The sequence below is a fragment of the Psychromonas saccharinae genome, from assembly GCF_051201515.1.
In the GTDB taxonomy this organism is placed as follows: Bacteria; Pseudomonadota; Gammaproteobacteria; order Enterobacterales; family Psychromonadaceae; genus Psychromonas.
Window position 1 is genome coordinate 1510041 of sequence record NZ_CP195153.1, and the last position, 23953, is coordinate 1533993.

Annotated in this window: 24 protein-coding genes; 20 read left to right on the forward strand and 4 right to left on the reverse strand. The window is 37.8% G+C overall.

Annotated features, from left to right (window positions below; genetic code table 11):
- Positions 1–15 precede the first annotated feature (15 nt).
- From murC to ACR30L_RS06735, 7 genes are all read left to right on the forward strand, one after another.
- On the forward strand, positions 16–1476 hold the full coding sequence (gene murC, locus ACR30L_RS06705) for a UDP-N-acetylmuramate--L-alanine ligase (protein WP_435237255.1): 1461 nt from the start codon (positions 16–18) through the stop codon (positions 1474–1476).
- Complete coding sequence (locus ACR30L_RS06710) at positions 1476–2393, forward strand: D-alanine--D-alanine ligase (RefSeq protein WP_435237256.1); 918 nt, start codon at positions 1476–1478, stop codon at positions 2391–2393. The genes murC and ACR30L_RS06710 overlap by 1 nt, the downstream gene beginning before the upstream one ends.
- A 4-nt stretch (positions 2394–2397) precedes the next feature.
- On the forward strand, positions 2398–3132 hold the full coding sequence (locus tag ACR30L_RS06715) for a cell division protein FtsQ/DivIB (protein ID WP_435237257.1): 735 nt from the start codon (positions 2398–2400) through the stop codon (positions 3130–3132).
- 102 nt (positions 3133–3234) lie between these two features.
- A complete protein-coding gene (gene ftsA, locus ACR30L_RS06720; RefSeq protein WP_435237258.1) occupies positions 3235–4479 on the forward strand; it encodes a cell division protein FtsA in 1245 nt (414 codons plus the stop codon).
- A gap of 36 nt (positions 4480–4515) precedes the next feature.
- Complete coding sequence (gene ftsZ / locus ACR30L_RS06725) at positions 4516–5706, forward strand: cell division protein FtsZ (RefSeq protein WP_435237259.1); 1191 nt, start codon at positions 4516–4518, stop codon at positions 5704–5706.
- Between the two features lie 77 nt (positions 5707–5783).
- On the forward strand, positions 5784–6710 hold the full coding sequence (gene lpxC / locus ACR30L_RS06730) for a UDP-3-O-acyl-N-acetylglucosamine deacetylase (protein ID WP_435237884.1): 927 nt from the start codon (positions 5784–5786) through the stop codon (positions 6708–6710).
- A gap of 114 nt (positions 6711–6824) precedes the next feature.
- A complete protein-coding gene (locus ACR30L_RS06735) occupies positions 6825–7697 on the forward strand; it encodes an HDOD domain-containing protein (RefSeq protein ID WP_435237260.1) in 873 nt (290 codons plus the stop codon).
- A gap of 76 nt (positions 7698–7773) precedes the next feature.
- On the opposite strand, the gene ACR30L_RS06740 is transcribed toward ACR30L_RS06735, so the two are convergent.
- Together ACR30L_RS06740 and ACR30L_RS06745 are read right to left on the reverse strand one after the other, a co-directional pair.
- Positions 7774–8388: a thioredoxin domain-containing protein gene (locus ACR30L_RS06740; RefSeq protein WP_435237261.1), complete on the reverse strand. Its 615-nt coding sequence runs from the start codon at positions 8386–8388 to the stop codon at positions 7774–7776.
- A 32-nt stretch (positions 8389–8420) separates the two neighbouring features.
- Complete coding sequence (locus tag ACR30L_RS06745; protein ID WP_435237262.1) at positions 8421–9329, reverse strand: LysR family transcriptional regulator; 909 nt, start codon at positions 9327–9329, stop codon at positions 8421–8423.
- Between the two features lie 125 nt (positions 9330–9454).
- Between ACR30L_RS06745 and ACR30L_RS06750 the strand changes: the two genes are divergently transcribed.
- The 8 genes from ACR30L_RS06750 (at position 9455) to ACR30L_RS06785 (ending at position 18770) form a co-directional block, all read left to right on the forward strand.
- Positions 9455–10144 (forward strand): type 1 glutamine amidotransferase domain-containing protein, encoded by a 690-nt coding sequence (locus ACR30L_RS06750; protein ID WP_435237263.1) that lies wholly within the window; start codon positions 9455–9457, stop codon positions 10142–10144.
- Positions 10145–10165: 21 nt separating this feature from the next.
- A complete protein-coding gene (locus ACR30L_RS06755) occupies positions 10166–11323 on the forward strand; it encodes an iron-containing alcohol dehydrogenase (RefSeq protein WP_435237264.1) in 1158 nt (385 codons plus the stop codon).
- 68 nt (positions 11324–11391) lie between these two features.
- Entirely contained in the window at positions 11392–12432 is a 1041-nt protein-coding gene (locus ACR30L_RS06760) for an NADP-dependent oxidoreductase (RefSeq protein ID WP_435237265.1), read from the forward strand.
- Positions 12433–12859: 427 nt separating this feature from the next.
- Positions 12860–13945: a hypothetical protein gene (locus ACR30L_RS06765; RefSeq protein ID WP_435237266.1), complete on the forward strand. Its 1086-nt coding sequence runs from the start codon at positions 12860–12862 to the stop codon at positions 13943–13945.
- Positions 13946–14057: 112 nt separating this feature from the next.
- Complete coding sequence (locus tag ACR30L_RS06770) at positions 14058–15173, forward strand: hypothetical protein (protein ID WP_435237267.1); 1116 nt, start codon at positions 14058–14060, stop codon at positions 15171–15173.
- 15 nt (positions 15174–15188) lie between these two features.
- Complete coding sequence (locus ACR30L_RS06775) at positions 15189–17078, forward strand: ATP-binding protein (RefSeq protein ID WP_435237268.1); 1890 nt, start codon at positions 15189–15191, stop codon at positions 17076–17078.
- Between the two features lie 74 nt (positions 17079–17152).
- On the forward strand, positions 17153–18418 hold the full coding sequence (locus tag ACR30L_RS06780) for a DUF6638 family protein (RefSeq protein ID WP_435237269.1): 1266 nt from the start codon (positions 17153–17155) through the stop codon (positions 18416–18418).
- Between the two features lie 13 nt (positions 18419–18431).
- Positions 18432–18770, forward strand: coding sequence for a hypothetical protein (locus tag ACR30L_RS06785; RefSeq protein ID WP_435237270.1), 339 nt, complete (start codon positions 18432–18434; stop codon positions 18768–18770).
- A gap of 215 nt (positions 18771–18985) precedes the next feature.
- On the opposite strand, the gene ACR30L_RS06790 is transcribed toward ACR30L_RS06785, so the two are convergent.
- Positions 18986–19252 (reverse strand): hypothetical protein, encoded by a 267-nt coding sequence (locus ACR30L_RS06790; RefSeq protein WP_435237271.1) that lies wholly within the window; start codon positions 19250–19252, stop codon positions 18986–18988.
- A 70-nt stretch (positions 19253–19322) separates the two neighbouring features.
- Here ACR30L_RS06790 and ACR30L_RS06795 point away from each other — a divergent pair, with 70 nt between their 5' ends.
- The 5 genes from ACR30L_RS06795 to ACR30L_RS06815 all read left to right on the forward strand — a co-directional run bounded on the left by ACR30L_RS06795 (position 19323) and on the right by ACR30L_RS06815 (position 23549).
- Entirely contained in the window at positions 19323–20294 is a 972-nt protein-coding gene (locus tag ACR30L_RS06795) for a nucleoside hydrolase (protein ID WP_435237272.1), read from the forward strand.
- A 108-nt stretch (positions 20295–20402) separates the two neighbouring features.
- Positions 20403–21239 (forward strand): zinc-dependent peptidase, encoded by an 837-nt coding sequence (locus ACR30L_RS06800; RefSeq protein WP_435237273.1) that lies wholly within the window; start codon positions 20403–20405, stop codon positions 21237–21239.
- Between the two features lie 70 nt (positions 21240–21309).
- The gene (locus tag ACR30L_RS06805; protein WP_435237274.1) at positions 21310–21549 is read left to right on the forward strand and encodes a DUF1266 domain-containing protein; all 240 of its coding nucleotides are present in this window, start codon (positions 21310–21312) and stop codon (positions 21547–21549) included.
- 135 nt (positions 21550–21684) lie between these two features.
- Complete coding sequence (locus ACR30L_RS06810) at positions 21685–22407, forward strand: hypothetical protein (protein WP_435237275.1); 723 nt, start codon at positions 21685–21687, stop codon at positions 22405–22407.
- 230 nt (positions 22408–22637) lie between these two features.
- On the forward strand, positions 22638–23549 hold the full coding sequence (locus ACR30L_RS06815; RefSeq protein WP_435237276.1) for a polysaccharide lyase family 7 protein: 912 nt from the start codon (positions 22638–22640) through the stop codon (positions 23547–23549).
- An 84-nt stretch (positions 23550–23633) separates the two neighbouring features.
- On the opposite strand, the gene ACR30L_RS06820 is transcribed toward ACR30L_RS06815, so the two are convergent.
- Positions 23634–23948: a Fis family transcriptional regulator gene (locus tag ACR30L_RS06820; RefSeq protein ID WP_435237277.1), complete on the reverse strand. Its 315-nt coding sequence runs from the start codon at positions 23946–23948 to the stop codon at positions 23634–23636.
- Positions 23949–23953: the final 5 nt, after the last annotated feature.

Here is a 23953-nt window from a genome sequence, read left to right on the forward strand (position 1 = left end):
GAATTAGTGACTTATATGACAAAAATTGAACTAGCACAGATACGCACCATGATCCCGGAAATGCGCCGAGTTAAACAAATTCACTTTGTTGGTATTGGTGGAGCCGGGATGGGCGGTATTGCAGAAGTCCTGGCAAATGAAGGCTATAAAATAACAGGCTCTGATATTGCCGAAAATGCAGTGGTTAGACGTTTACGTTCAATTGGTGCTGATGTGTTTATTGGTCATAAAGCCGAAAATATTAATGGTGCATCGGTAGTGGTTGTATCCACTGCGATTGCAGTAGAAAATCCCGAGTTATTAGCCGCACAGGAAGCACGTATTCCAGTTGTTCGTCGTGCTGAAATGTTAGCCGAACTGATGCGTTATCGTCACGGTGTAGCTGTCGCTGGAACGCATGGTAAAACCACTACGACTAGTTTAATTGCAAGTATTTATGGTGAAGCTGAACTTGATCCCACTTTTGTTATTGGCGGTCTACTAAATAGTGCAGGTACTAATGCAAAATTAGGACAAGGTCGTTATTTAATTGCTGAAGCTGACGAGAGCGATGCATCTTTTTTACATCTTCAGCCGATGGTGTCAGTGGTCACTAATATTGAAGCTGATCATATGGATACTTATCAAGGCGATTTTGAAGTATTAAAAGATACATTTATTCAATTTATTCAAAATCTACCTTTTTACGGTACTGCGGTTGTTTGTATCGATGATCCGGTTGTTGAATCATTGATTCCACGCTTTGCGCGTAAATGCGTGACCTATGGATTTCATGAATTAGCTGATATTCGTATTTCTGACTTTAAACAAAAAATCAATCGTTCTGAATTCACGGTCCACCGTTTAGGTAAAACAGATCTTAATATACAGTTAAACCTCCCAGGTAAACATAATGCATTAAATGCAGCAGCCTCTATTGCCGTTGCAATGGAAGAAGATATCGATGATCAATCTATTCTCGATGCACTTACTCAATTTGAAGGCATTGGACGTCGTTTTGAACAATACGGTGAATTTGAAACTGGGCGCGGTAAAGCATTACTTGTAGATGATTATGGTCACCATCCAACGGAAGTACAGGCAACGATTAACGCGGCACGTGAAGGGTGGCCTGAACGCCGTTTAGTGATGGCATATCAACCGCACCGATATACCCGTACACGTGATCTGTATGATGATTTTGCACAGGTATTAGGACAAGTTGATCAATTACTTTTATTAGATGTGTATCCAGCTGGAGAAGCGCCTATCCCAGGTGCAGATAGTCGTTCTTTATGTCGTACTATCCGTCAGCATAGCGATAAAGAGCCTATTTTTGTAGCTACGCCTCAAGCATTACCTGCGGCGCTTGCTAAAGTGATTGCCGATGGCGACTTAGTGTTAACTCAGGGAGCAGGTAATATCGGTATGGTAGTAAAAACCCTTGCTGAATTAAAATTAGATATTGAAAAAATGACGCTTTCGGGTACTGAGTGATGAAAGATTTTGGTCGTGTTGCTGTTCTATTCGGAGGTAATAGCGCCGAGCGTGAAGTTTCGCTACGTTCGGGCAACGCGATATTAAGTGCATTATTAAGGCAAGGCGTTAATGCTATTGCCATCGATCCTAAAGTGGATGATTTAGTTGATTTACAGAAAAAAAGTATAGATAGAGTATTTATTGCTTTACATGGACGAGGTGGCGAAGACGGTACAATTCAAGGTTTTTTAACAACATTGAATATTCCCTTTACCGGTAGTGACGTGATGAGTTCTGCGATTGCGATGGATAAGTCAAAAACTAAGCAAATTTGGCAAAGTGTCAATTTACCTACAGCTGATTATCAAATTATCATCAAAGATGACTTTGATCAACGTCAAGCAAAAGATATACTAGCGTCTTTAAGTGGTAAAGCCATTGTTAAACCTGTCAATGAAGGTTCTAGTATTGGTGTGGCAAAGGTAGAAAATGCCGAACAGCTTATAGATGCTTTATCTAATGCCTTTAAATTTGACAATAAAGTTTTACTGGAAGCTTGGATTACTGGACAAGAATATACGGTTTCAATGTTAAATGGAAAAGTGTTACCGGCAATTCGTATGCAAACTAATCATACATTTTATGATTACGCGGCAAAGTACCAATCTGGTGATACTGAATACTATTGCCCCTGTGGCCTTGAACAATCTGCGCTGACTGTATTGAATGAATTATCAGAAAAAGCATTTGAAGCGATCGGTTGTAGTGGTTGGGGACGAATAGATGCAATGCTCGATCAAACTGGCAATTGGTATTTATTAGAAGTGAATACCGTGCCGGGCATGACAGAAACAAGTTTAGTACCAAAAGCAGCTAAACAGGCGGGTTATGATTTTGACCAACTTGTTTTACAAATATTAAAACAAACGTTGTAATTGTATGTGGGATAAATTGAAACAGATAAAACTGGGGAAGTGGATTAGTTTACTGTTTTTTCTAGCTGTGATTTATACCCTGCAGTATGGTGGTTTTAAATTATATAAATGGCTAACGAATGAACAGTCTTTGCCGCTGACGTCATTAATTTTAACCGGGCATAAAGAACATGTTTCAGAGGATGCCGTACGTGCTATTTTAATTGCACAAAAAGATAAGTTAAATTTCTTTACTTTGGAAATTTCACAAATACAAGAGCAACTTGAAGCATTACCATGGGTTTATTCGGCATCAATTCGAAAGCGTTGGCCAGATACTTTAAAGATACATATTGTAGAGCAACCGATTGTTGCTATTTGGAATGATAATAAATTATTAAATCGTTTCGGTGAAATTATTGATGCCGATCCGAGTACGGCATTGTTTCCGCTTGTTGCATTATATGGCGAAGATAATGCCACTAATGATGTGTTAGAAACTTATATAAAAATAAAGCAGCTATTAAAAGTAAATAATTTTAAAATAGCATCACTTAAAAGTGATAAACGTCAATCCACCGACGTTGTACTAGAAAATGGAATCGGACTACGTTTAGGTCAAGAGCAGAAACTTGATCGTATTCAACGTTTTTTAAGTGTCTATCCGTTAATAGAAAAAAAGTATGATATTTCAACAATTAACTATGTTGATCTGCGTTATGATACCGGGTTTGCAATTGGTTGGAATGAAAAAAATTAGAAGTTAATTAAGTCTGACTTAACCGTGCTATTACTTGAAGGTAAAACGTCAAGCACCAAAATAGACAGGTTAGGCGCTAAATATAAACGGTGAACTTTAAATATGGAAAGTAATTACACAGTTGGATTAGATATTGGCAGCAGTAAAATTGTTCTCCTTATTGGGGAGCAGTTAGATAATGACGTCATTAATATTGTTGGTGTTGGTGAAGTACCATCAAAGGGAGTCGATAAAGGCTCTGTGACCGACTTAGATGCTGTTGTTATTGCTATCTCAAAAGCCGTTGCACTTGCCGAAGATATGGCAGATTGTAAAATTTCATCGGTTAATTTATCTGTTTCTGGATCTCATATACATTCCTTAAATGAATCGGGAACGTGGGCAATTACCGATCGTGAAGTTACCGCTTTTGATGTTGAAAGCGTATTACATAATGCACGTTCTATAAAAATTCGAGATGATCAACGTCTACTTCACGTGATTCCACAACAGTATTCAGTTGATTCTCAAGGACATATTAATAATCCAATTGGTTTATCCGGTGTAAAACTGAAGGCTGATGTACATTTAATCACCTGTCATAGTGATCTAGTTAAAAATTTAGAGAAAGCAGTTGAACGTTGTGGTCTTGCAATTGACCAACTAACGTTTTCTGGTGTTGCCTCAAGTACTGCTATTTTAAGTGAAGATGAAAAAGAGCTTGGTGTTTGTGTTGTCGACATGGGGGCTGGTACGATGGATTTGTCCGTTTACATTGGTGGGGCGCTTCGTTACAGCTCGGTACTGGGTTATGCTGGTAATTCTGTTACAAATGATATTGCTATTGCATTTAGCGCGCCACCTACGTCAGCAGAGAAGGTGAAAGTTAAATACGGTTGCTTAAAATGTGATAATATCAAGTCTAAAGAGACCATTGAGTTACCGAATGTAGGCGGGCGACCAGCTCATAATTTACAGCGACAGCGTTTAGTGAACGTGATTGAACCGCGTTATAGTGAATTATTAACCATGGTTAAAAAAGAATTATTCAAATTCCATCATGAGTTTGAAGTTGAAGGTTTACAACAGCAACTTGCAGCTGGCTTCGTTATTACAGGTGGTGGTGCACAAATACCTGGATTAGTCGAAGTGGCAGAAATAACATTTGATAATATGCCGGTACGTATAGGCAACCCACAAAATATTCAGGGGTTAGCAGAGGATATTTCATCGCCTGCTTACTCAACTGCGTTAGGGTTGTTACGTTATAAAAATGATGCATTTATTGAACACCAAGAAGTTGCAGAAGAAAATCGTCTATCCCTCTTTTTAGAAAAGATAAAAAGCTGGATTAAAAAAGAATATTAGTTGGTATGAGATCCCTTTTGAGGGTGGAGATATGCAATGTCTGATAATTTTAATAAAGTGGAAAAAGAACAAATGTTTGAAATAGTTGACGAAGAACACACTCAACAGGCCGTTATTAAAGTAGTCGGCGTCGGTGGCGGCGGTGGTAATGCAATCAATTATATGATTGCACAAGGTCTAACTGGCGCTCAATTCATTGCCATGAATACGGATGCACAGGCACTACGTTCATCAAAAGCTGATGTGCGTTTACAACTTGGATCATCTATTACAAATGGTCTTGGTGCTGGGGCAAATCCTGAAATTGGCTATAAATCAGCATTAGAAGATAAAGATAAAATTAAAGAATTGCTTGAAGGTGCCGATGTAGTATTTATAGCTGCTGGTATGGGCGGTGGAACAGGAACGGGTGCATCTCCAGTTGTTGCTGAAGTTGCTAATGAGCTAGGGGCGCTAACCATTGGTGTTGTGTCTAAGCCTTCATTTTTTGAAGGGAAAAAACGCATTAACTATGCAAACCAAGGTGTTGCTCGTTTGTCTGAACATATTGACTCACTGCTAATTATTCCTAACGATAAATTACAGAAGTCATTGCCTAAAGGGGTGTCATTTCTTGGGGCACTAGAAGCCGCAAATGGCGTTTTATATGATGCTGTTTCAGGTTTCTCAGCTATTATTAATAATGAAGAAAGTACAATTAATATTGACTTCGCCGATGTTAAAACGGTAATGACAGAAGCGGGTACAAATGCTGTGATGGGTATTGGTATCGCATCGGGTGATGATCGTTCTGAAGAAGCTGTAGAACAGGCTATTTCTTGTCCATTACTTGAAGATGTTGACCTTTCTAATGCACGTGGCGTATTAGTACATATTGTTTCCGGTATTGACTTTACTTGGGATGAATATGAAACCGTTGGTGATGCATTGAAAGAATTTGCTTCTGACGATTCTCAAATCATTATCGGTGTGACAGTTGATCCATTAATTGATACTGGTGAATTACACGTGACAGTTATTGTAACAGGCTTGGGTGAACGTAAATCTGAGTTAAGTGCAGCTAAAAAATCAATGTTGCCGAATGAAACTGGCATAAATACTGCTACAAAAGAAGTGCAGGTTGAAGTGAAAGAGACAGCCGCTGCGAAAGAGCAAAGCGAAGCTGCTGTAGAGTCAGAGGGAAGTTATTTAGATATCCCTGCTTTTTTACGTAAACAAGCCGATTAATATTAATGAAATGTGACCAGTTTGTGATATAGGTCGCAAACTGGTATAATTCATAGACATAAATATAGGTGGCGATGATGATTAAACAAAGAACACTAAAGAAAAGCGTAAAATCAACTGGTATTGGCTTACATTCAGGTAATAAAGTAACGATAGAGTTACATCCTGCTGCAGCAAATACAGGTATTGTTTATCGTCGCATCGATTTAGATCCTGTAGTTACTTTTAAAGCGCATGCTGAAGCGGTACAAGAAACACTTTTATGTACTTGTCTGGTCAACGAAGAAGGCCAGAAGATCTCTACTGTAGAGCATCTTTCAGCTGCATTAGCTGGTTTAGGCATTGACAATATCATCATTGATGTTGATGCACCGGAAATTCCAATTATGGACGGTAGTGCAAGTCCATTTATTTTCCTATTACAATCAGCAGGTATTGAAGAGCTTAATGTTGCTAAAAAATTCATCCGAATTAAAAAGACAGTACGTGTAGAAGATGAAAAAGAAGGCAAATGGGCTGAATTACAACCTTCAAAATCAGGGTTTAGTTTAGACTTCCGTATTGATTTCGACCATCCTGTATTTGAAGGTCAAAATCAACACGTTGAAATGGATTTCTCTGGTGAATTATTCGTTAAAGAAATTAGCCGAGCAAGAACCTTTGGTTTTATGAAAGGTGTTGAACAGCTACAGGCGAATAATTTGGCACTAGGTGCAAGTTTAGATAATGCGATAGGTTTAGATGAATTTAGAGTATTAAACCCAGAAGGGTTACGCTACGAAGACGAATTCGTTAAACATAAAGTACTCGATGCGATTGGTGATTTATATCTGTCTGGTTTTACTATTTTAGGGCATTTAAAAGCCTTTAAAACAGGCCATGCACTTAATAACCAATTATTATGCGCATTGCTAGCAGATCAAGAAGCTTGGGAAATGGTGACATTCGAAGAGCCCGTAAGTGAATCTCCAGTTCAATATATTGAGCCGGTATTTGCTCTCTAAGCTTATGATTTAAATTAGTATAAATTGATAAACCCTTTAGTGATAAACTTATTTGCTAAAGGGTTTTTTTATGCGTTCTAAAAAATATTAACATAGTCTGTCAGGATAAATATCATGCGTTACTCAACTTTAATTGCACGAATTTCTGCTCAACTTGCTCGTGATGATGCGCAGGGCGGGTTACTTTCCTTGCCTGAGAATTTACTATCATTAAGACGGCTATGCTCTCAACAGAATACTGATATATACGATATAGAGCTCGCTATTGTAAAAGAGCCAGCATTTGCTGCGTATATCCTTAAACTAGCTAATTCAGCTCTATACAGTGCAGGCAAAGAGCCCTGTCAAAATATCGCCAATGTGATCCGTCGACTGGGGATGTATCAAGTAAGTCAATATGCATTAACCTTCGCTTTACAAAAGTGCCATGAGTTAGAAAATGTATCCGACAGTATTGTTTCTTTGTTGCGACAAAATTGGCAATTGAGTTGGAGTCTAGCGCAGGAAGCAACAAAACTGTATTCTCTGCATCGTTTAACCGGCAATCCAGCAGTAAAGAAAATTGACTTATCCGATTTGCTAATGCTGTCGGTATTACTCCACACCGGTCGTTTAGCTATTTTAACGGACTTTAATACGCAGGGGCAGGGCGAGAGTTTTTATGACGAACGGTTTATTTCCGAGGCTGCTAATAAAAGTAATATGAAGTTATTACCTATTTTACTTAATCATTGGAAGTTACCTTTACAACATTATCATTTATTTTCGTCTGTACCTGGTAACAATCAAGTCTTAAATGCGGTCGATTATCTTTTTTCTGCTGCATTATTAAATGCTTATCCTAAAACCGAACAAGTAAACTTAGAGCCTACTGAGTATAATTTTTTACTCGATTGTTTTAATTTAGAGGAAGTGAACGAGATAGCGACGCGCGTCGTTGAATTAGGTATTTTATCGGACGATCAATTTGATTTAAGCGATTATTGAAACAATCGATAAATAATTTATATTCGTTCTTTGCGGCAACATTTGCCATTGTGGCAAAGAACGAAATGATAATAGCCTACAATGCCAGTAAATATTTCATTGTATTACCGATTTCTTCTGAGCTTTTATGCCCCTCAAGTAATATTTTATAGCGGCCATTAACGATAAATGCTGGCACTGATTTAACCCCCGAATTTCTACTTAATTGGCGCACTTTGTTAATTTTTTCTGCTAATTTCTTATTAAGAAATACACTCATTTTATAGGGGTTAACTAAATGATGAGAGGCAAAAGCGGCTTCAATTGCTTGTTGTTTTTGTTTTACTTTTGGCAATCTAATTGCGGCAAATAGTGATTCCATAAATTCTGGATCGGGTGCTTTTTTTAATTGAATTTCAGCTGCGTAATATAGGTGTGCCATACTGTCGGCTGCTTTATTAAAGGTTGTATGTAGCTTACCAATATCTGTACCGGCTGCTTTGCTAATTTCGGGAATATGTTTTTCCATATTTCGACAATGACTACAGGTTAATGAAAAAACTTCAGTAATAGGTGATAGTAGTTCATTGTTCAGTGGGGCAGGCAATTTACTGTACTGCTTTCCTTCTTGAGGAACCTCTGCTTCACTACAGGCGCTGATAAATAACAAAATAAATAGCGTGGAAAGTAACGGCTTAATAAATAATTTCATAGAGTCTCATTTTATTTGTCATAATAGTCTGGTTAGTTTGCAGGAACTTGCTGCTTTTTAAAATAGATTTTTAGGTAATCAATTAATAAACGTAGTTTTTTTGAGTTTGCAGCGCCTGGTGGGAAAACACCAAAGACATCGATATCACTTAACTGATAGTCATTAAGCACGGATTCTAATTTACCCGCTTTAATTTTAGGTCTGGCATCATAGGTTGGAATACGTGCTATGCCATGACCTCCTTCTATAAAAGCTGTGCGGGCGGCTGCATTATTAGTACTGATAACACCTTTTACCTTAACACTAAAGGATCGTTTCCCTTTTTTCAATTCGAGTACATTTGCGGTTAATTTATAAATAACCCAGTCATGTTTACTTAAATCTGCAGGGGTTTTGGGATATCCGCGTTTTTGAAAATATTCCGGTGCGCCACATAAACAGGTTTGTAAGGTAGAGAGTTTGCTTGCTTGCAGGCCAGAATCGGTTAAAGCTGCACCACGAATAGCAAGGTCAATACCTTCCTTCATAATATTAACCACTTCATCGGATAACATGACATCTAATTCAATTTTTGGATAGAGCTTATGGAATTCGTTTAACGCAGGCACAATGGTTTGTAAACCAACATTAACAGGGCAGGTTATCTTGAGTAATCCTTCGGGCTCACTTTTTAAATTTTCAATTTGTTGATTAGCGGCAGAAGCTTGTTCAGCAATAATCCGACAACGTTGATAATATTGTTCTCCTGCTTCAGTAAGAGAGATAGACCGTGTTGAGCGATTTAGTAATTTAATGGCAAGGTGTGATTCTAATTTTTTGATATGGTAGCTAACCACTGCACGTGATAAACCGATGTGTTTAGCCGCAGCCGTTAAACTCCCTTGCTCAACCACCTGTGCAAACACAACCATACTTTTGAGTTGTTCAAATGAAATATCCATTAATTCCCCCTAATTAAAAAACTATTGTATCAATTATTTGACTAATGAAGTTTATTTTATCTGCATAGTATAATTTTTAAATAAGCATATACTGAGTTTCATCAATAGCTAATGGAGAGTTCAAAATGAGTACAAAACAAGTATTAATGGTTTTAACATCGCATGACCTACTGGGTGATACCGGTCAAAAAACAGGTTTTTGGGTTGAAGAATTTGCCGCTCCTTATTATCTGTTAAAAGATGCAGGTATTAGTATCACATTAACGTCTCCTGCTGGAGGACAACCTCCTATCGATCCTAAAAGTGAATTAGCTGATTTTCAAACCGAAGCAACGAAACGCTTTGATGCAGATAGTGAAACTCAGGCACTTTTATCGCAAACTAAATTGTTGTCTGACATTAATGAAGCTGATTACGATGCCGTATTTTATCCAGGTGGACATGGCCCATTATGGGATTTAGCCGAAAGCAGTGATTCAATTTCCTTAATTAATCGCTTTTTAGATGCGAACAAGACAGTGGCAACGGTTTGCCATGCAACGGCTGCTTTACTTAATGTTAAAGATAATGCTGGCGAATATATCGTTAAAGGAAAGGCCATTGCAGGCTTTTCAAATGCAGAAGAAGAAGCTGTGCAGTTAACTAATGTGGTCCCATTTTTATTAGAAGACGAACTCATAAAACGTGGCGCAGAATATCAGAAAGTTGACGATTGGCATGCTTTTGCGGTGCAAGATGGATTGATTATTTCTGGACAAAACCCAGCAAGTTCAGAGCTTGTTGCACAAAAATTACTTAAAACCCTAATCAAATAAAAATAATAAAGGAAAAACAATATGTTGAATTTTAGTTTTGAAAACCAAACTCGTATTCATTTTGGTGAAGGCCAAATAGCAAAAATTGCCGGCGAAGTACCAAAAGATGCAAAAGTATTAATTACCTATGGCGGTGGTTCAATTAAAGGTAATGGCGTTTACGATCAAGTGGTTGACGCGTTGAAAGAACATACTTGGTTTGAGTTTTCTGGCATTGAGCCAAATCCAAAATACGATACCTTAATGAAAGCAATTGCGATTATTAAAGAACATAACATCGATTATTTATTGGCTGTTGGTGGTGGTTCTGTTATCGATGGTACAAAATTTATTGCTGCTGCGGCATTGTTTGAAGGCGATGATCCATGGGATATAGTTGCTAAACAACAAGCGGTTAAACGTGCATTACCTATCGGTGCGGTGTTAACTTTACCTGCAACTGGCAGCGAAACTAATATCGGCGCAGTGGTTACTCGCGATGGTAATAAATTACCGTTTATGAGTCCCGTCGTTCGCCCACAATTTGCGGTACTTGATCCTGCTGTGACTTTATCTCTTTCTGACCGTCAGATCAGTAATGGTGTGGTTGATGCGTTTATTCACACCATGGAACAGTACTTAACTTACAGTGTGAATGGTAAAGTGCAGGATCGATTCGCTGAAGGTTTACTACAAACATTAGTTGAAGAAGGCCCTAAAGCACTGCAACCTGAACATAAAAATGACCTAGAAGTACGTGCGAATATTATGTGGTCTGCAACCATGGCATTAAATGGGCTAATTGGTGCAGGTGTACCCCAAGATTGGTCTACACATATGATTGGCCATGAATTAACAGGTACGCATGGCATTGATCATGGTCGTACATTATCGATTGTTTTACCCGCTGTGATGAAAGTATGTAAAGAAGCAAAACACGATAAACTGCTTCAATTTGCACAACGTGTATGGCATGTTAGCGAAGGTTCAGATGAGCAAAAAATTGATAAAGGTATTGAATTAACAGAAGATTTCTTTAAACGTATGGCAATGCCAGTGCGTCTGTCTGATGTTGATTTAGGTGAAAAAGATATTGATCTGCTTATTGAAAAACTTGAAGCTCATGGGATGGTTGCATTGGGTGAAAATCAAACGACGACATTAGCTGTGAGTCGTGAAATTTTAAATACCGCACTTTAATTTATTTAGTTACATATTTTATTTGAAAATATGTAACTGACTTTTAACAAAAAAATAGAGGAAGCGTTATGTCCCAATCAACACAAATAAATCGTCAGATACTATTAGCCTCTCGTCCCGTAGGGGCACCAAGTACAAATAACTTTACCCTTGTTGAAAGTGATAAACCACAAGCAGGTCAGGGCGAAGTTTTATTACGTACCGTATTTCTGTCACTCGACCCATATATGCGTGGTCGCATGAGTGATGCTGAATCCTATGCTGCACCCGTTGCACTCGGTGAGCCGATGGTTGGTGGCGCGGTATGTCGCGTTGAGCAATCCATGAATGCAGACTTTCAAGTCGGTGATTGGGTGGTTTCTTTTGCCGGTTGGCAAGATTACACCGTGAGTGACGGTACTGGATTAATCAAATTACCTGAATCCATGTCCAATCACTCCTATGCACTGGGCATTTTAGGTATGCCTGGTTTCACCGGTTATATGGGATTACTCGACATCGGTCAGCCGAAAGCGGGTGAAACAGTTGTTGTTGCCGCTGCAACGGGGGGAGTGGGTAGTACCGTTGGGCAAGTCGCAAAAATTAAAGGTTGTAAAGTCGTTGGTATTGCAGGGGGGCCTGAAAAATGTAAATACGCAGTCGAAGTGTTAGGCTTTGATTATTGTTTAGACCATTACCAAGACAATCTAGCGGAAGAATTAGCAAAAGTCTGTGTAGACGGTATTGATGTTTACTTTGAAAACGTTGGCGGTAAAGTATTTGATGCGGTTTTACCGTTACTTAATACCCAAGCACGTATTCCTCTGTGCGGATTAATTTCTCAATACAATGCTACTGAGCTCCCTTCAGGACCGGATCGCACTTCGGCATTAATGGGGCGTTTATTAGTTAAACGCATCAAAGTACAAGGGTTTATTGTATTTGATGATTACGGTTCTCAATATGGTGAATTTAGTCAACAAATGGGCGAGTGGGTACGCACGGGGCAAGTTAAATATAAAGAGCAAATGGTCGAGGAACTAGAAAATGCACCAACGGCCTTTATGGGGTTATTGGAAGGTAAAAACTTCGGTAAATTAGTTGTACGTGTTGGACCCGATAGCGTCTAATAAATCTCCTTAATTAATTAATAAACCGCTCAGTTTAGGCTGCGCGGTTTTTTTGTATCTAAAGATACTTGCCTTACTTTTCTTTATTTAAAATTCACCTATAAATTCAATGGGATAATAAATTGAGTAAAAATTAAGTAATCTATATTTGATCAAATAAATAGTTATTAATAATGTCATAAAATAGTATAGAATAATCAAAAATTAATTCGTAACCTATTAGGAAACCTAATCTTTCTTATTATTATCATTGGTCTGATTATTTATTAGGCTTATTCTGAATAATTATGTTGATATTCAATTTTATGCGTCATTACCGAGCCAGAAAATCATTTGGTATGACTATTTTTTGTTGAGTAAAATATAGTATTTTGAGTGGTATTAACACTAAGGAACAGTCATCCCTAACAACATGGAGTTTTATTAAATGTGGGATCAAAACACGCAAGTTGAAGACATCAAAACTAAAGTAAAAAAGCAACGTGATTTAGAAAAGAATGCAAATCAAACGCTTGACCAAAGCCGTATTCAACAGGCTTTATCTGCAACTGATATTGATTTAGATGTTGATTTAGAAAATGCTAAGTTGTCTGAAGTTCAAGCTCATAGTGATGCATTAAATGCCAATATCGCAAATATGATCGCTGCGCTAGACGACACAACCGTTGGCATCAATCAAAACTTTTCATTGATGCGTAACAAAACTGGTTTTGAATCATTTGTTGGCGTTTTTTCAAGTAAAAAATCAGAAGAGATGCGCAGTAAGCGTATTTCCGAATCAGATATTTCTTCCAACCTGAATGATTTAATTATTCAATCCGAAGGTATCTTAACGGTCCTTCAAGAACAGTATCAGCACCTTAGCGTTGAATTAACCAAAGGTAATGAAAATCTTGAGAAAACTATTCAAATTCGCCAAACTGCCGTTGAAGATCTTGAACAAGTTAAAGCGAAAATGAATGAGCTTGATCCGATTATCATGGATTTAGAAAGCCAAATCGATAACGAAACTAATCCAGCTGCGCGTACTAAATTGGAAGATCAATTAGCTGAAAAAGATCGTGAATTACAAAACTTCAAAAATGAACAAGCAACATTATTAGCAAATAGCCAAACACTTGAAAGTTACATCGAGCAAAACAAAGTACATGTTCGTTCTTTAGGTGAACAACGTACTGCACAACAAGTATTAATTGAAAAGTTGAAAACGGACACTGCTCAACGTGTCGTTTTATATAAACAATATGAAGTATCATTAAAAACGGCTCAACAACAGGAAACGGCGCATCAACTTAATGAAATTGGTACCAAAGTTGATAAAGCAACTATGATTGGAATCGCTCAAATTGGTTCAGGTGCCTCAAATCGCCTGGCTGATATGTTAGAAAATCATTTAACCGATATGCAAGATCTCGGTAAAATTTCTGCGCGTCAACAATCTGCAAATGAACGTTTTAAACGTCGATTTGGTGAAGCTCTCGATAGACACGATTCTGCTGATTACAGCAAATAAAGCCTTTCTTTTTAAAAGCATTACCTGCGTATATGGGTCTTTTTGTATGTTATTAATCGCAATAAAGACCTACTAACTGAGTAATGCTTGTCGTTTTTGCAAATGGTTTAACATGACAGATAATACTGAATACGTAGAAATGGAAGATAATCAGGAAACACGCGATTATTTCGATCAATTCTGCCTCATTGTTCAAATACTCAAAAAAATAAGCAAACAGAAAGCCGAGAACAAATACAGTGCGGCTGAAGATAAAGTCGTATTTGAATATATCGATAAACTTGAAAATACAATGCGCGCTTTACAGGCAAAATATTACTTTAATGGAGTAATGAATCACCGTCAGCGTTCAATGCTTTATATCGATAGTGTTGATTCAGGGTTTCCGATGGAAAAGGAAATTGAAGAGATGATGGCGGATAAAGCCCGTGCCAATGAATTTCTGGATAATTTACCTACCAAGCAGGAAATCAGAGAAAGCATTTTAGATTTTGCAATGTCTAAAAAAGCAATTAATCAAGAACTGCAATATGACTTGGCAATGCGTCGGTACTATCAAATGTTAGTGCAAAACGATCTATTTAAAGCGGTTATGAAGCCTCAATTTTTTAAAGTGAAAGGCGCTAATAATAGTAATCCAACTTACCTATGTCATTGGGCCGTCTTCGATGTGAAGAAAAATATTCCCAATATTTATATTATGATTTTTGAATACAGTGGTGGTGGCGAGTTAACCGACGATAAAGTTTTTTATGATACTTTCTGCGCACAAATTATAGGTGAAAGTAGCTCAGCGTTAAAACTGCTGGTGATTGCTCATCACTTTGATAATCAATTTGCTTCCGTGCACCCCAAAAGCTTGAAACGGGTTCACGTTGGACCGGTCTATAAAAATGGCGTCACTAAACATAATGGCTTTATTGAATCTGTATTAGCAAACGTTACTAACCCGAATAACAATTGGGTATTCGCCTGGAGCGTTGAGTCATTGCTATCTAAATCTTCACGCCAGATTAAAAAAGGCTTCTTCGGAGGTGGGCAGCAACAGGAGGTATTTTATGTTGATGCACAACATCATGAAGCCTTTGAAGCTGGTGCTTCTGATATTGAACGTAGCATGATTATTCCCTATGAAGCTTATCAATCATTGGTTGATTCTGAGAATAACCCCCTCAATGAGTTTAATAAATACGTTGTTGACCCGCGCGGTGAAGTCGTTTATCTATAAGAAAAGAGTAATAAAATGAATAAAAATAGTTTTGAAATCAAAGAAAGTGATATTCAAAAAAACTATGTGAATGCACATGCTACCCTCGAATCTTTTTCATTTAGTTTTAATGCCGACAAAGATCTTCCACCTTCTCAGCGTGGTTATAATTCAGGTGTATCGGGCGCAGGTGCATCGACGAAAAGCAAACGTGTTCAAATAATGAATACCATCCAAGGTATTGATGAAGCTAATCCAATTGCCTCTATTACCCAGCATCAAGTTATGGCATCACTTTTACGTGGCATTTCTATTGCCAGTGCGATTGCAGAACGGTTTGAAAAACAATCTGAATTTGGCCGTTTATTGGAAGCAAAACGTGCAAATCGTCTTGGCCAAGAAGAGCTGTCAAAGTTCAATGCATTGAATGAAACCCGTGCGGCGATTACGGCGCATACACTTGCTTCATTTATGGTACAACAACTTGCAGATGCTCTAGAGCAGGGGCAACAAGAAAGTGATGATATTCAGTGGTTCGTTACTAAGTCACCGCTAGATAGCATTAAATCAGTATTGTTTGAACTCGATACGAATATCGACAATTATGTCCAAGATGATAAAGCACTTATTGGCATTGTAGTTAGTTTCTTTAATAAAATTATGGATGAAATTTCTATGCGTCGCGAAGGGCTGTTAGGGCTTGGCGTATTTGAAAGTTTTACCTATGAAATTAAGCAAGATGGTTTTGAAGTAAGTGGTTTTGAACGTCCTAATAGTTTAACAAAAGCTAAAGTAGATATGGATTTCGTTAAACCTCATCAAGTGGTTGGTAATGCGATTGCCAAACATCAAGCGATGCGTTTAGCACGTATGATGATGTGTTATGACTTTGAACGTCAACTTAATCCGTTTGCCGAATTAGGGGGCTTTATCTTCACTTTTCTTGGTGATGGTAACCCTGGAACCGGTAAAACTACCGTTATAAAAATGATGGCGGGTTTGCTGAATGACTATTGTCAGGTCGCTAATTATCCGTTTTATTATGAGAATTTTGGACCTGATAGAATTAGTAGCTATCAGGGAACGTCGGGGCGTAATGCAAAGGATTTCATTAAAAGTATTACCAACCCTAAAGTGATTGGTTTCGGTACGATTGATGATATCGATCAGGTTGCTGGTAAGCGTGGTGATAAACAGTCGAGTTCTGGCCAACAAGAAGTAACGGCAGTCCTTATGGAAAGTTTCGCCGGTGCCAATACCCGTATCTTAGGTAACTGTAGTTTTGGTCTATTTAGTAATTTCCCAGAAAATGTCGACGACGCACTTCGTCAACGTGCTGGCTCTCGTTTCTTAATTGATGGCCCACAAACCTATGAAGATTTTGTTGATATATTATCTTTATTGTTGGGGAATAATCATGATATTCCAACGGGTGATATCGAGTTATTTATAACCCAGGAAATTAAAGCGGCCGTTAAAGTCGGCTACGAAAAGCATAATTTTCCTGAAGAGCCTCGGTTGAAAGATGTTTACGCTACGACCGTAGAGCAGATTGGTAAATTGGATGATATGGCGAAAATAGGCCGCTATTTAAAAGCGATTCAACAAGCAGAGCCGCGTTTCACAGGACGTGCAGTTAAGAATATTACCGATGCAGTTAAAGTACGTTCAATGGACTTTGATATGCCCGATGAATGGTTTGAAGATCCTGCATTATTCCTGCACAAAAGTTACGATGAAAAACTTGAAATGTTGAAGGCATTACGCCAACCCATCACCGTTGAAATGGTGCTTCAGGAAATTAACCGTTATTCAGATTCTGAATTCCGCTATGCGGCCAAATCCGATGAAGCGGCAATTGGTGAATTAGTGCGTGATTATTCTTTACGTCAGCAGGCTGAACAAAGAATCAATAATAAAAGCTAAGCATCTTTTAGGGGAGGTGGCAGGCCGGATTGTTATCTCCTGATATCGTGATAATTAAACACAATGAGATTGAAATGAATTATGAATTGATGTTTGGTGACTTAATGCGAGTTGAGTCTCCACACCTGATTGCAAGATATAATCGCGCATTACTTAAAACCTGTGGTATTGAAACGAAACTTGATAAATTCCACATTGACTGTTCTGGATACTCGCCTGAGATAGCAGAGGAGTTTAATGCACCTGATTACTTGAATGCCAGTGGTATCAGTAAACGCTTTATTATTATCAGCATTGAGCAGCAATATTTGCCGATTTCACGTAGTCATTTCAGTTCAACTTCAGAAATTATTCAATCCTTTATCCGTGATAATTCAAAAAGTTTACTCACTCTTACTGCGCTCGATGCGGTATATGGCGAGTTAGAAAATAATATTTATCGCGTCAATAAATTGTCCGATGTTATTGATGCTGTGACCGTGAAAGTAAAAGTTAACTCAACCAAAAATTTTATAGAGGTCGCTAAAAAACTCAAAACGAAAATGAAAGAGCTTGATGACTCGAATGATTTAGAATGGATGAAATCGGATAAATTAGAGAAAATTATTGAGCTCGTCAAAGTCACCGGAGACATTCGCAATAATCAAATGATTCCAACCAAAGTGAAATATTCAAAGGAATATTTTTATACTAAGCATTATGGTGGCTTATATATATTTCGTCATTTACCAGAGCGTGGCAAAACGACCGTTATTGCTTTGCAGCCGTTATACGATGTTGATGAAAGTGATGATGTAACCATTATACAGTCGACGGATATTCGTCAAGTGTTTGAGTTTCTTATTGAACATGGTTTTATTAGCAACATTGATTTACTGAAATTAACCGCCAGTAAGGATGCATTACAAGAAAAGAAACGGCAATTAGTGCTCGATTACATGGTTAAATCGGGACATTATAATTACGAAGATACGCCTGATACCTATGAGATGAGTCAGTTTATTCACGACAATTTTGAAACATTGCCGAAGCAATTTCATCTGTTTTATGAACTGTTGATGAAAATAGAAAAAAACCAAGATATTGAGTCAATCGATGATAGCTTGATTTTCTACCTTTGTCGTTCATCTAATAGCGAGCGAGGGGAAGCGAATAAGAAGTTGATTAATCATTTGATTACCAATTACACCCCCTATAGTTATCTCACGACTTTTCTGTACAATCGCGATTTGTTTTTAACACAATTTGATCAATGGCTATATGAAAAACAAGTTTATATTGAGCAATACTTGTTGAACCATGTCAGTGAAATGAAAAAAAACAAATTAGAGTTTTATTAATAAGGAATTATTCATGAGTAACCTAGAAAAAGCAGGCCGTCTATTACGATTAATGGGGTGGGTCATATTGGTCATATTAATTTTAGTCATTATTTCTATGTTAATGCCGATTATATATGGAGATGGTGATTTTAATTCGACGCCTATTATTTGGTTTATGGTTGCTTTGATTATCCCAATTGTTTATTTGTATGTCGGAACAGCGATTAAACAGAATAAAAAATGGGCTAAAATAACAGGTGTGGTTTTCGCTATTTTCTCCTTAATTAATGCGCCAATTGGGACCATATTGGGCATTGCAATGCTTTATTATCTTAAAAAAGGTTGGCACGAAGTCGTACAAGTTGACTAGTCTAGTTTGTTTTGCAATAAGAAACGAAACTTAAAATCAGTAGTAAAATACAATAAAAATAATAATTTCTCTTTCATTGCAAAGACTTAAAATATGCAATGAAATAGAAAAAAGCAAAGCGCTGTTCCCTGTTATATTGTTTGGCTTAATTGATATTCAAGGACTACAGCAGCATTGCTGTGTAAAAGGGAAATCTTGAGTTCAATGATAAAATGCTAGGTATAGGGGGTGAAATGACGGTATATTTTATGTCCAATAATCGAGCACACCGATGTAATACCGCCAACTATAGTTGAAATAATGAGCCACCAGATTAGGCCGAGCAGGCTGAGATTTATCCATTCAATTTTTTCTGCACTATGATATGCCTGTTGAGGATTATGTTGCCATGCAGAGTAAATAACAAAGCATCCCACCACAAAACCGAACGCGATCGCAATGCGCCAACCTGTTTTTAAAATTTTACCTAGCTTTATGTTCATTATCGGATTTTCATCTCGAATCGTTACGGGTATATTAACAATAACATATCGCAACAAGGGCGTTAACTAGATGAAAAGTAAAATTATATTGGATACTGATCCAGGGATTGATGATGTCATGGCTATTTTGTTTGCCGAGGCTAACCCTGAAATTGAATTAAAAGCAATCACGACGGTTTATGGTAATGCAACGATTGAAAATTCAACTCATAATGCCTTATATCTCAAACAAAAATTTAAGCTTCACGCAGATGTTGTCAAGGGGGCAAGTCAACCGCTTGTGCGTCCGCCCGTTGGACCCACTGTTATTGTACATGGTGAAGGTGGTTTAGGTGATGTTAATGTCCCAACTGAGCTGACAGAGCAAGTGACATCGGGCGCGGCTTATCAATATATTATTGATGCCGTCAAAGCTGAACCTGGAGAAATAACCTTAGTCGCTATCGGCCCGTTAACCAATCTCGCTTTAGCATTGCAAGCAGATCCTTCTATTGTCGATTTAGTCAAAGAAGTTGTCATTATGGGCGGAGCATTTGGCGAAAATAAACATTATGGTAACGTTACTCCCTTTGCAGAGGCTAATGTGCACGATGATCCGCATGCCGCAGATATTGTGTTGACCGCTTCATGGCCAGTAGTGGTGATCGGGCTAGATGTTACCGAGCAAAGCTTTTTCACGAGAGAATACCTAGATACATTACGCGATGAAGCTAGGGAAGTTGGTCAATTTATTTGGGATGTTAGCCGTTTCTACTTACGATTTTATAGCCAACGTGTTGGGATTGAAGCCTGCCATGTACACGATCCCTCCGCGATCGCCTATGTGATTAATCCTGAATTATTTACCCTTCGAGAAGGTCCCATACGAGTAGTGACAGAAGGTGTCGCAGAAGGGATGACGATTCAGAAATGTGATCAACGCGTTTATCCAACCGATGAATGGAGCGTCAAGCCAGCACAAAAAATTGGTGTTGCCGTAAAAAGCAACGAGTTATTAGCATTATACCGTCGCAGTATTATCGATTATGCTCTATTAAGTTAGTTTAGCCGAAGCATCGAATTTTAAAAGTTGCCTTAAAAATCAAAGAACTGAATATAAAAAATAAAATTGTAGTATAATCTTTGGCAATTATTGACAATGGATATACAAATGTTTTCAGATTTTTTCGCTTTTTTTAAGCAACTTTTTTCCTCAAAAAAAACACAACCTACCCCTTTTCCGGCAGAGTGGCGGACTGTTCTTAGTAACAAAGTCGAATTTTATAAAGCACTTTCTAGCGAAGATAAAACGTTGTTTGAACAACGGATTAATTTGTTTTTAGACACAACCGAAATTGTTGGCAATGGCGTCGATGTTACATATGAAGATTGCGTGCTGGTGGCTGCGAGTGCAATTATTCCAGTTTGGAAATTCCCGAAGTGGCATTACTTTAATCTACAAACGGTTATTCTTTTACCTTCTAGTTTTAATACCGATATTATGACTGTTCAACCGGACTCAAATATTCAGGGGATGGTTGGCACCGGCATGATGCATGGGAAAATGTTGTTAAGTCGTAATGCGCTTCATTATGGATTTAGTAATAATAAAGACAAACGTAATGTTGGTATCCATGAGTTTGCCCATTTAATTGATATGGCCGATGGCGACTGCGATGGTTTTCCAGAACGATTGAAGCAATTTAGTTTTTCCATTCCTTGGCTTAATTTTGTGCGCGAAAAAATAATCGAAATAGAAAATAAAGAAAGCAATATTAATCCCTATGCAGCCACAAATAACGCAGAGTTTTTTAGTGTTGCCACTGAGTATTTCTTTGAACGTCCAAAACTATTACAGCGTAAACATCCTAATTTATATAAGTCGTTAAGTGATTTTTATCAGCAAGATCTTGCTAGCATCGCCGAAGTTGTGACACCTCGTAAGAAAGATCCCTGTCCTTGCGGCAGCGGAAAACGATACAAGCGCTGTTGTATGCCTGCCGATTAGCGGTGTTCAAGTGGCTTGGATATAAATGTCTTTTTTGCATGAATGGTAATCGGTATGTATCGCTGGATATTTGACTGAAGATGAAGCCTGGACATTAATTATGCCTGTGGCTCAGTCACTTCAGTATACATTTGATTCATGGGAAGACCTTGGTTTGAACCATGTGATTGGAGGCCAGTTCTGGTCATTAGAACAAAGTAAGGCGAGGGGAGGAGTGACAGAAAAGGCTTATCAGTATTTGTTAACGGATGCTGCAAGTCCTTGGCTGACTATTCCTTGGATATTGGATCTTGATTCTGTTGTAGATTGATTGGTAACGCTTTTCTCGTTTTTTCTATGCTTTTATTATCTTATTTATTACTTATTTGACTCCCTATTATGCGACATGATTATGATATATTGAGGTGAAATTAATATTATATAATCATGTTATAAATAGGTTTTTATGAAAAAAATCACCGTGCTAAACATCATGTTACTCACCCTGTTTTTGTCCGGCAGTTATGCTAATGCAGATTGTATTTCAGGAGATTGTGCTAATGGCACTGGCACCTTTACTTGGAAAAATAACGATAAATACCAAGGCGAATGGAAAGCATCTCAGAGAGAGGGGCAAGGCACTTTTACCTGGGCTAATGGTGATAAATACGTAGGCCAATGGAAAAATGGCCTTTACGATGGCCAAGGTACTAAAACATGGGCCAATGGTGATCAGTATATTGGATTATGGCAAAGCGGTGAAATGAATGGGCAGGGTGTTTTTACTTGGACGAATGGTGACCAATATATCGGGCTGTGGCAAAACAGTCAAATGAATGGGCAAGGCACTAAAACTTGGGTAAATGGTAATCAATATGTTGGTTTATGGCAAAGCGGAAAAATTGATGGACAAGGTAGCTATAGCTGGGCAAATGGTGATAAATATGTAGGGTTATTAAAAGCCGGTGAAAGAAGTGGTCAAGGTACGTTTACTTGGGCAAATGGTGACCAATATATCGGGCTGTGGCAAAACAGTCTAATGAATGGGCTGGGTACTAAAACCTGGGCGAATGGCGATCAATATATTGGGACATGGAAAAATGGACTAATGGGTGGAGAAGGTACATTTACGTGGGCTAGCGGTGATGTATTTGCAGGCGAATTTAAAGATGGTACTCCTCAATATTAATTCATTTACATGCCATTCCTTTCGCAAGTTTAGCAACGATGAATTTAGTTTATACTTTTAGTTAATTCAAGCAATTATAACTGGACTAGTATTTTTTTCATTTGTTTTTATATGATGATATTTACACAATTTTATTATTACTCTATTACAGTGATAAGCTAAGTTAGTCTATCGCATTAATGTCGAATTTTTATTACAATGAAAGGTTCATTTATTAATAGAGATTTAAAATGCAAAAGCTAATGACATACACGACGGGCGTAGCAAGTTTACTGCTAGTGGCTTTAAGTTCAAGCGCTAACGTATCCGCTGCAGAAGTGATTGCTCCTTCTACTAAATTTGATTTATTAGGTTGGAAATTAAGTATACCCGTTGATGAAGATGAAAATGGAAAAGCGGATGAAATTAAAGAAAAACAATTAAATGCGGGTTATGCTTCCGCAGACTTTTTTTATTTAAGTGAAGATGGCGGCATGGTGTTTAAAGCGCCGATTAAAGGGGCTAAAACGTCTAAAAATACATCCTACACACGTTCTGAATTACGCGGTATGTTACGCCGTGGTAATACCCGTAATAAAACAACCGGAGTAACAGGTAACAATTGGGTTTTCTCAACTTCACCTGCTGCAGACCAAGCTGCGGCTGGTGGCATTGATGGGACAATGGATGCGACATTGGCGGTTAATCACGTAACATCCACTGGCAAAGGTTCCCAAGTCGGTCGGGTTATTATTGGGCAAATTCACGCTAACCATAATGAACCCGTTCGTATTTATTACCGTAAACTTCCTGGTAATAGCAAAGGGTCGATTTATTACGCACATGAGCCAGTTGTTAACAAAGAAATCTATGTCGAAATGATTGGCAGTAAAAGCAACAGCGCAAGTAATCCTTCTGATGGAATTGCGTTAGATGAAAAATTTAGCTATCAAATCAATGTTGTAGGTAATACTTTAAAAGTAACTATCATGCGTCCAGGTAAAAATGATGTCGTTAGTGTGACGGATATGACTGAAAGTGGTTATGATCAAGGTGGTAAATATATGTACTTTAAAGCAGGTGTTTACAACCAGAATAAATCAGGTGATGCCGATGATTATGCTCAGGCAACATTTTACCAATTAGCGACAAGCCATCCTTAAATATTACTTACATAATACCTAAGCTTATTTGTCATTCCTGAATTCACAAAACCGACGTTTACAAGTGTCGGTTTTGCTGTCGTTTTATTTTATTGTTTTGTGGTTTTCTTTAGTGTCATAAGCAATATTTGCAGTCATTCCTTTTAAGATAATACCCGCTTCAAGTAGTTTTTTTTGAATTAAATTATTTAAGTCAATATTGCTACCCGTTGCCATAAATTGAGAAAGATTCTCCTTCGTATCAAAGACGCAAATAATTTTTAAACTTTTATAAAAATTATTGTAATCAACAGAATGCGTGATCCATTGAAAACCAGTACCTTCTTTTAATGCAACATCACACACCTCAGTCAAAGTAACTCTGAGTTGATTTTCTAGTTTTTTATCTGATTTACGCATAGTTC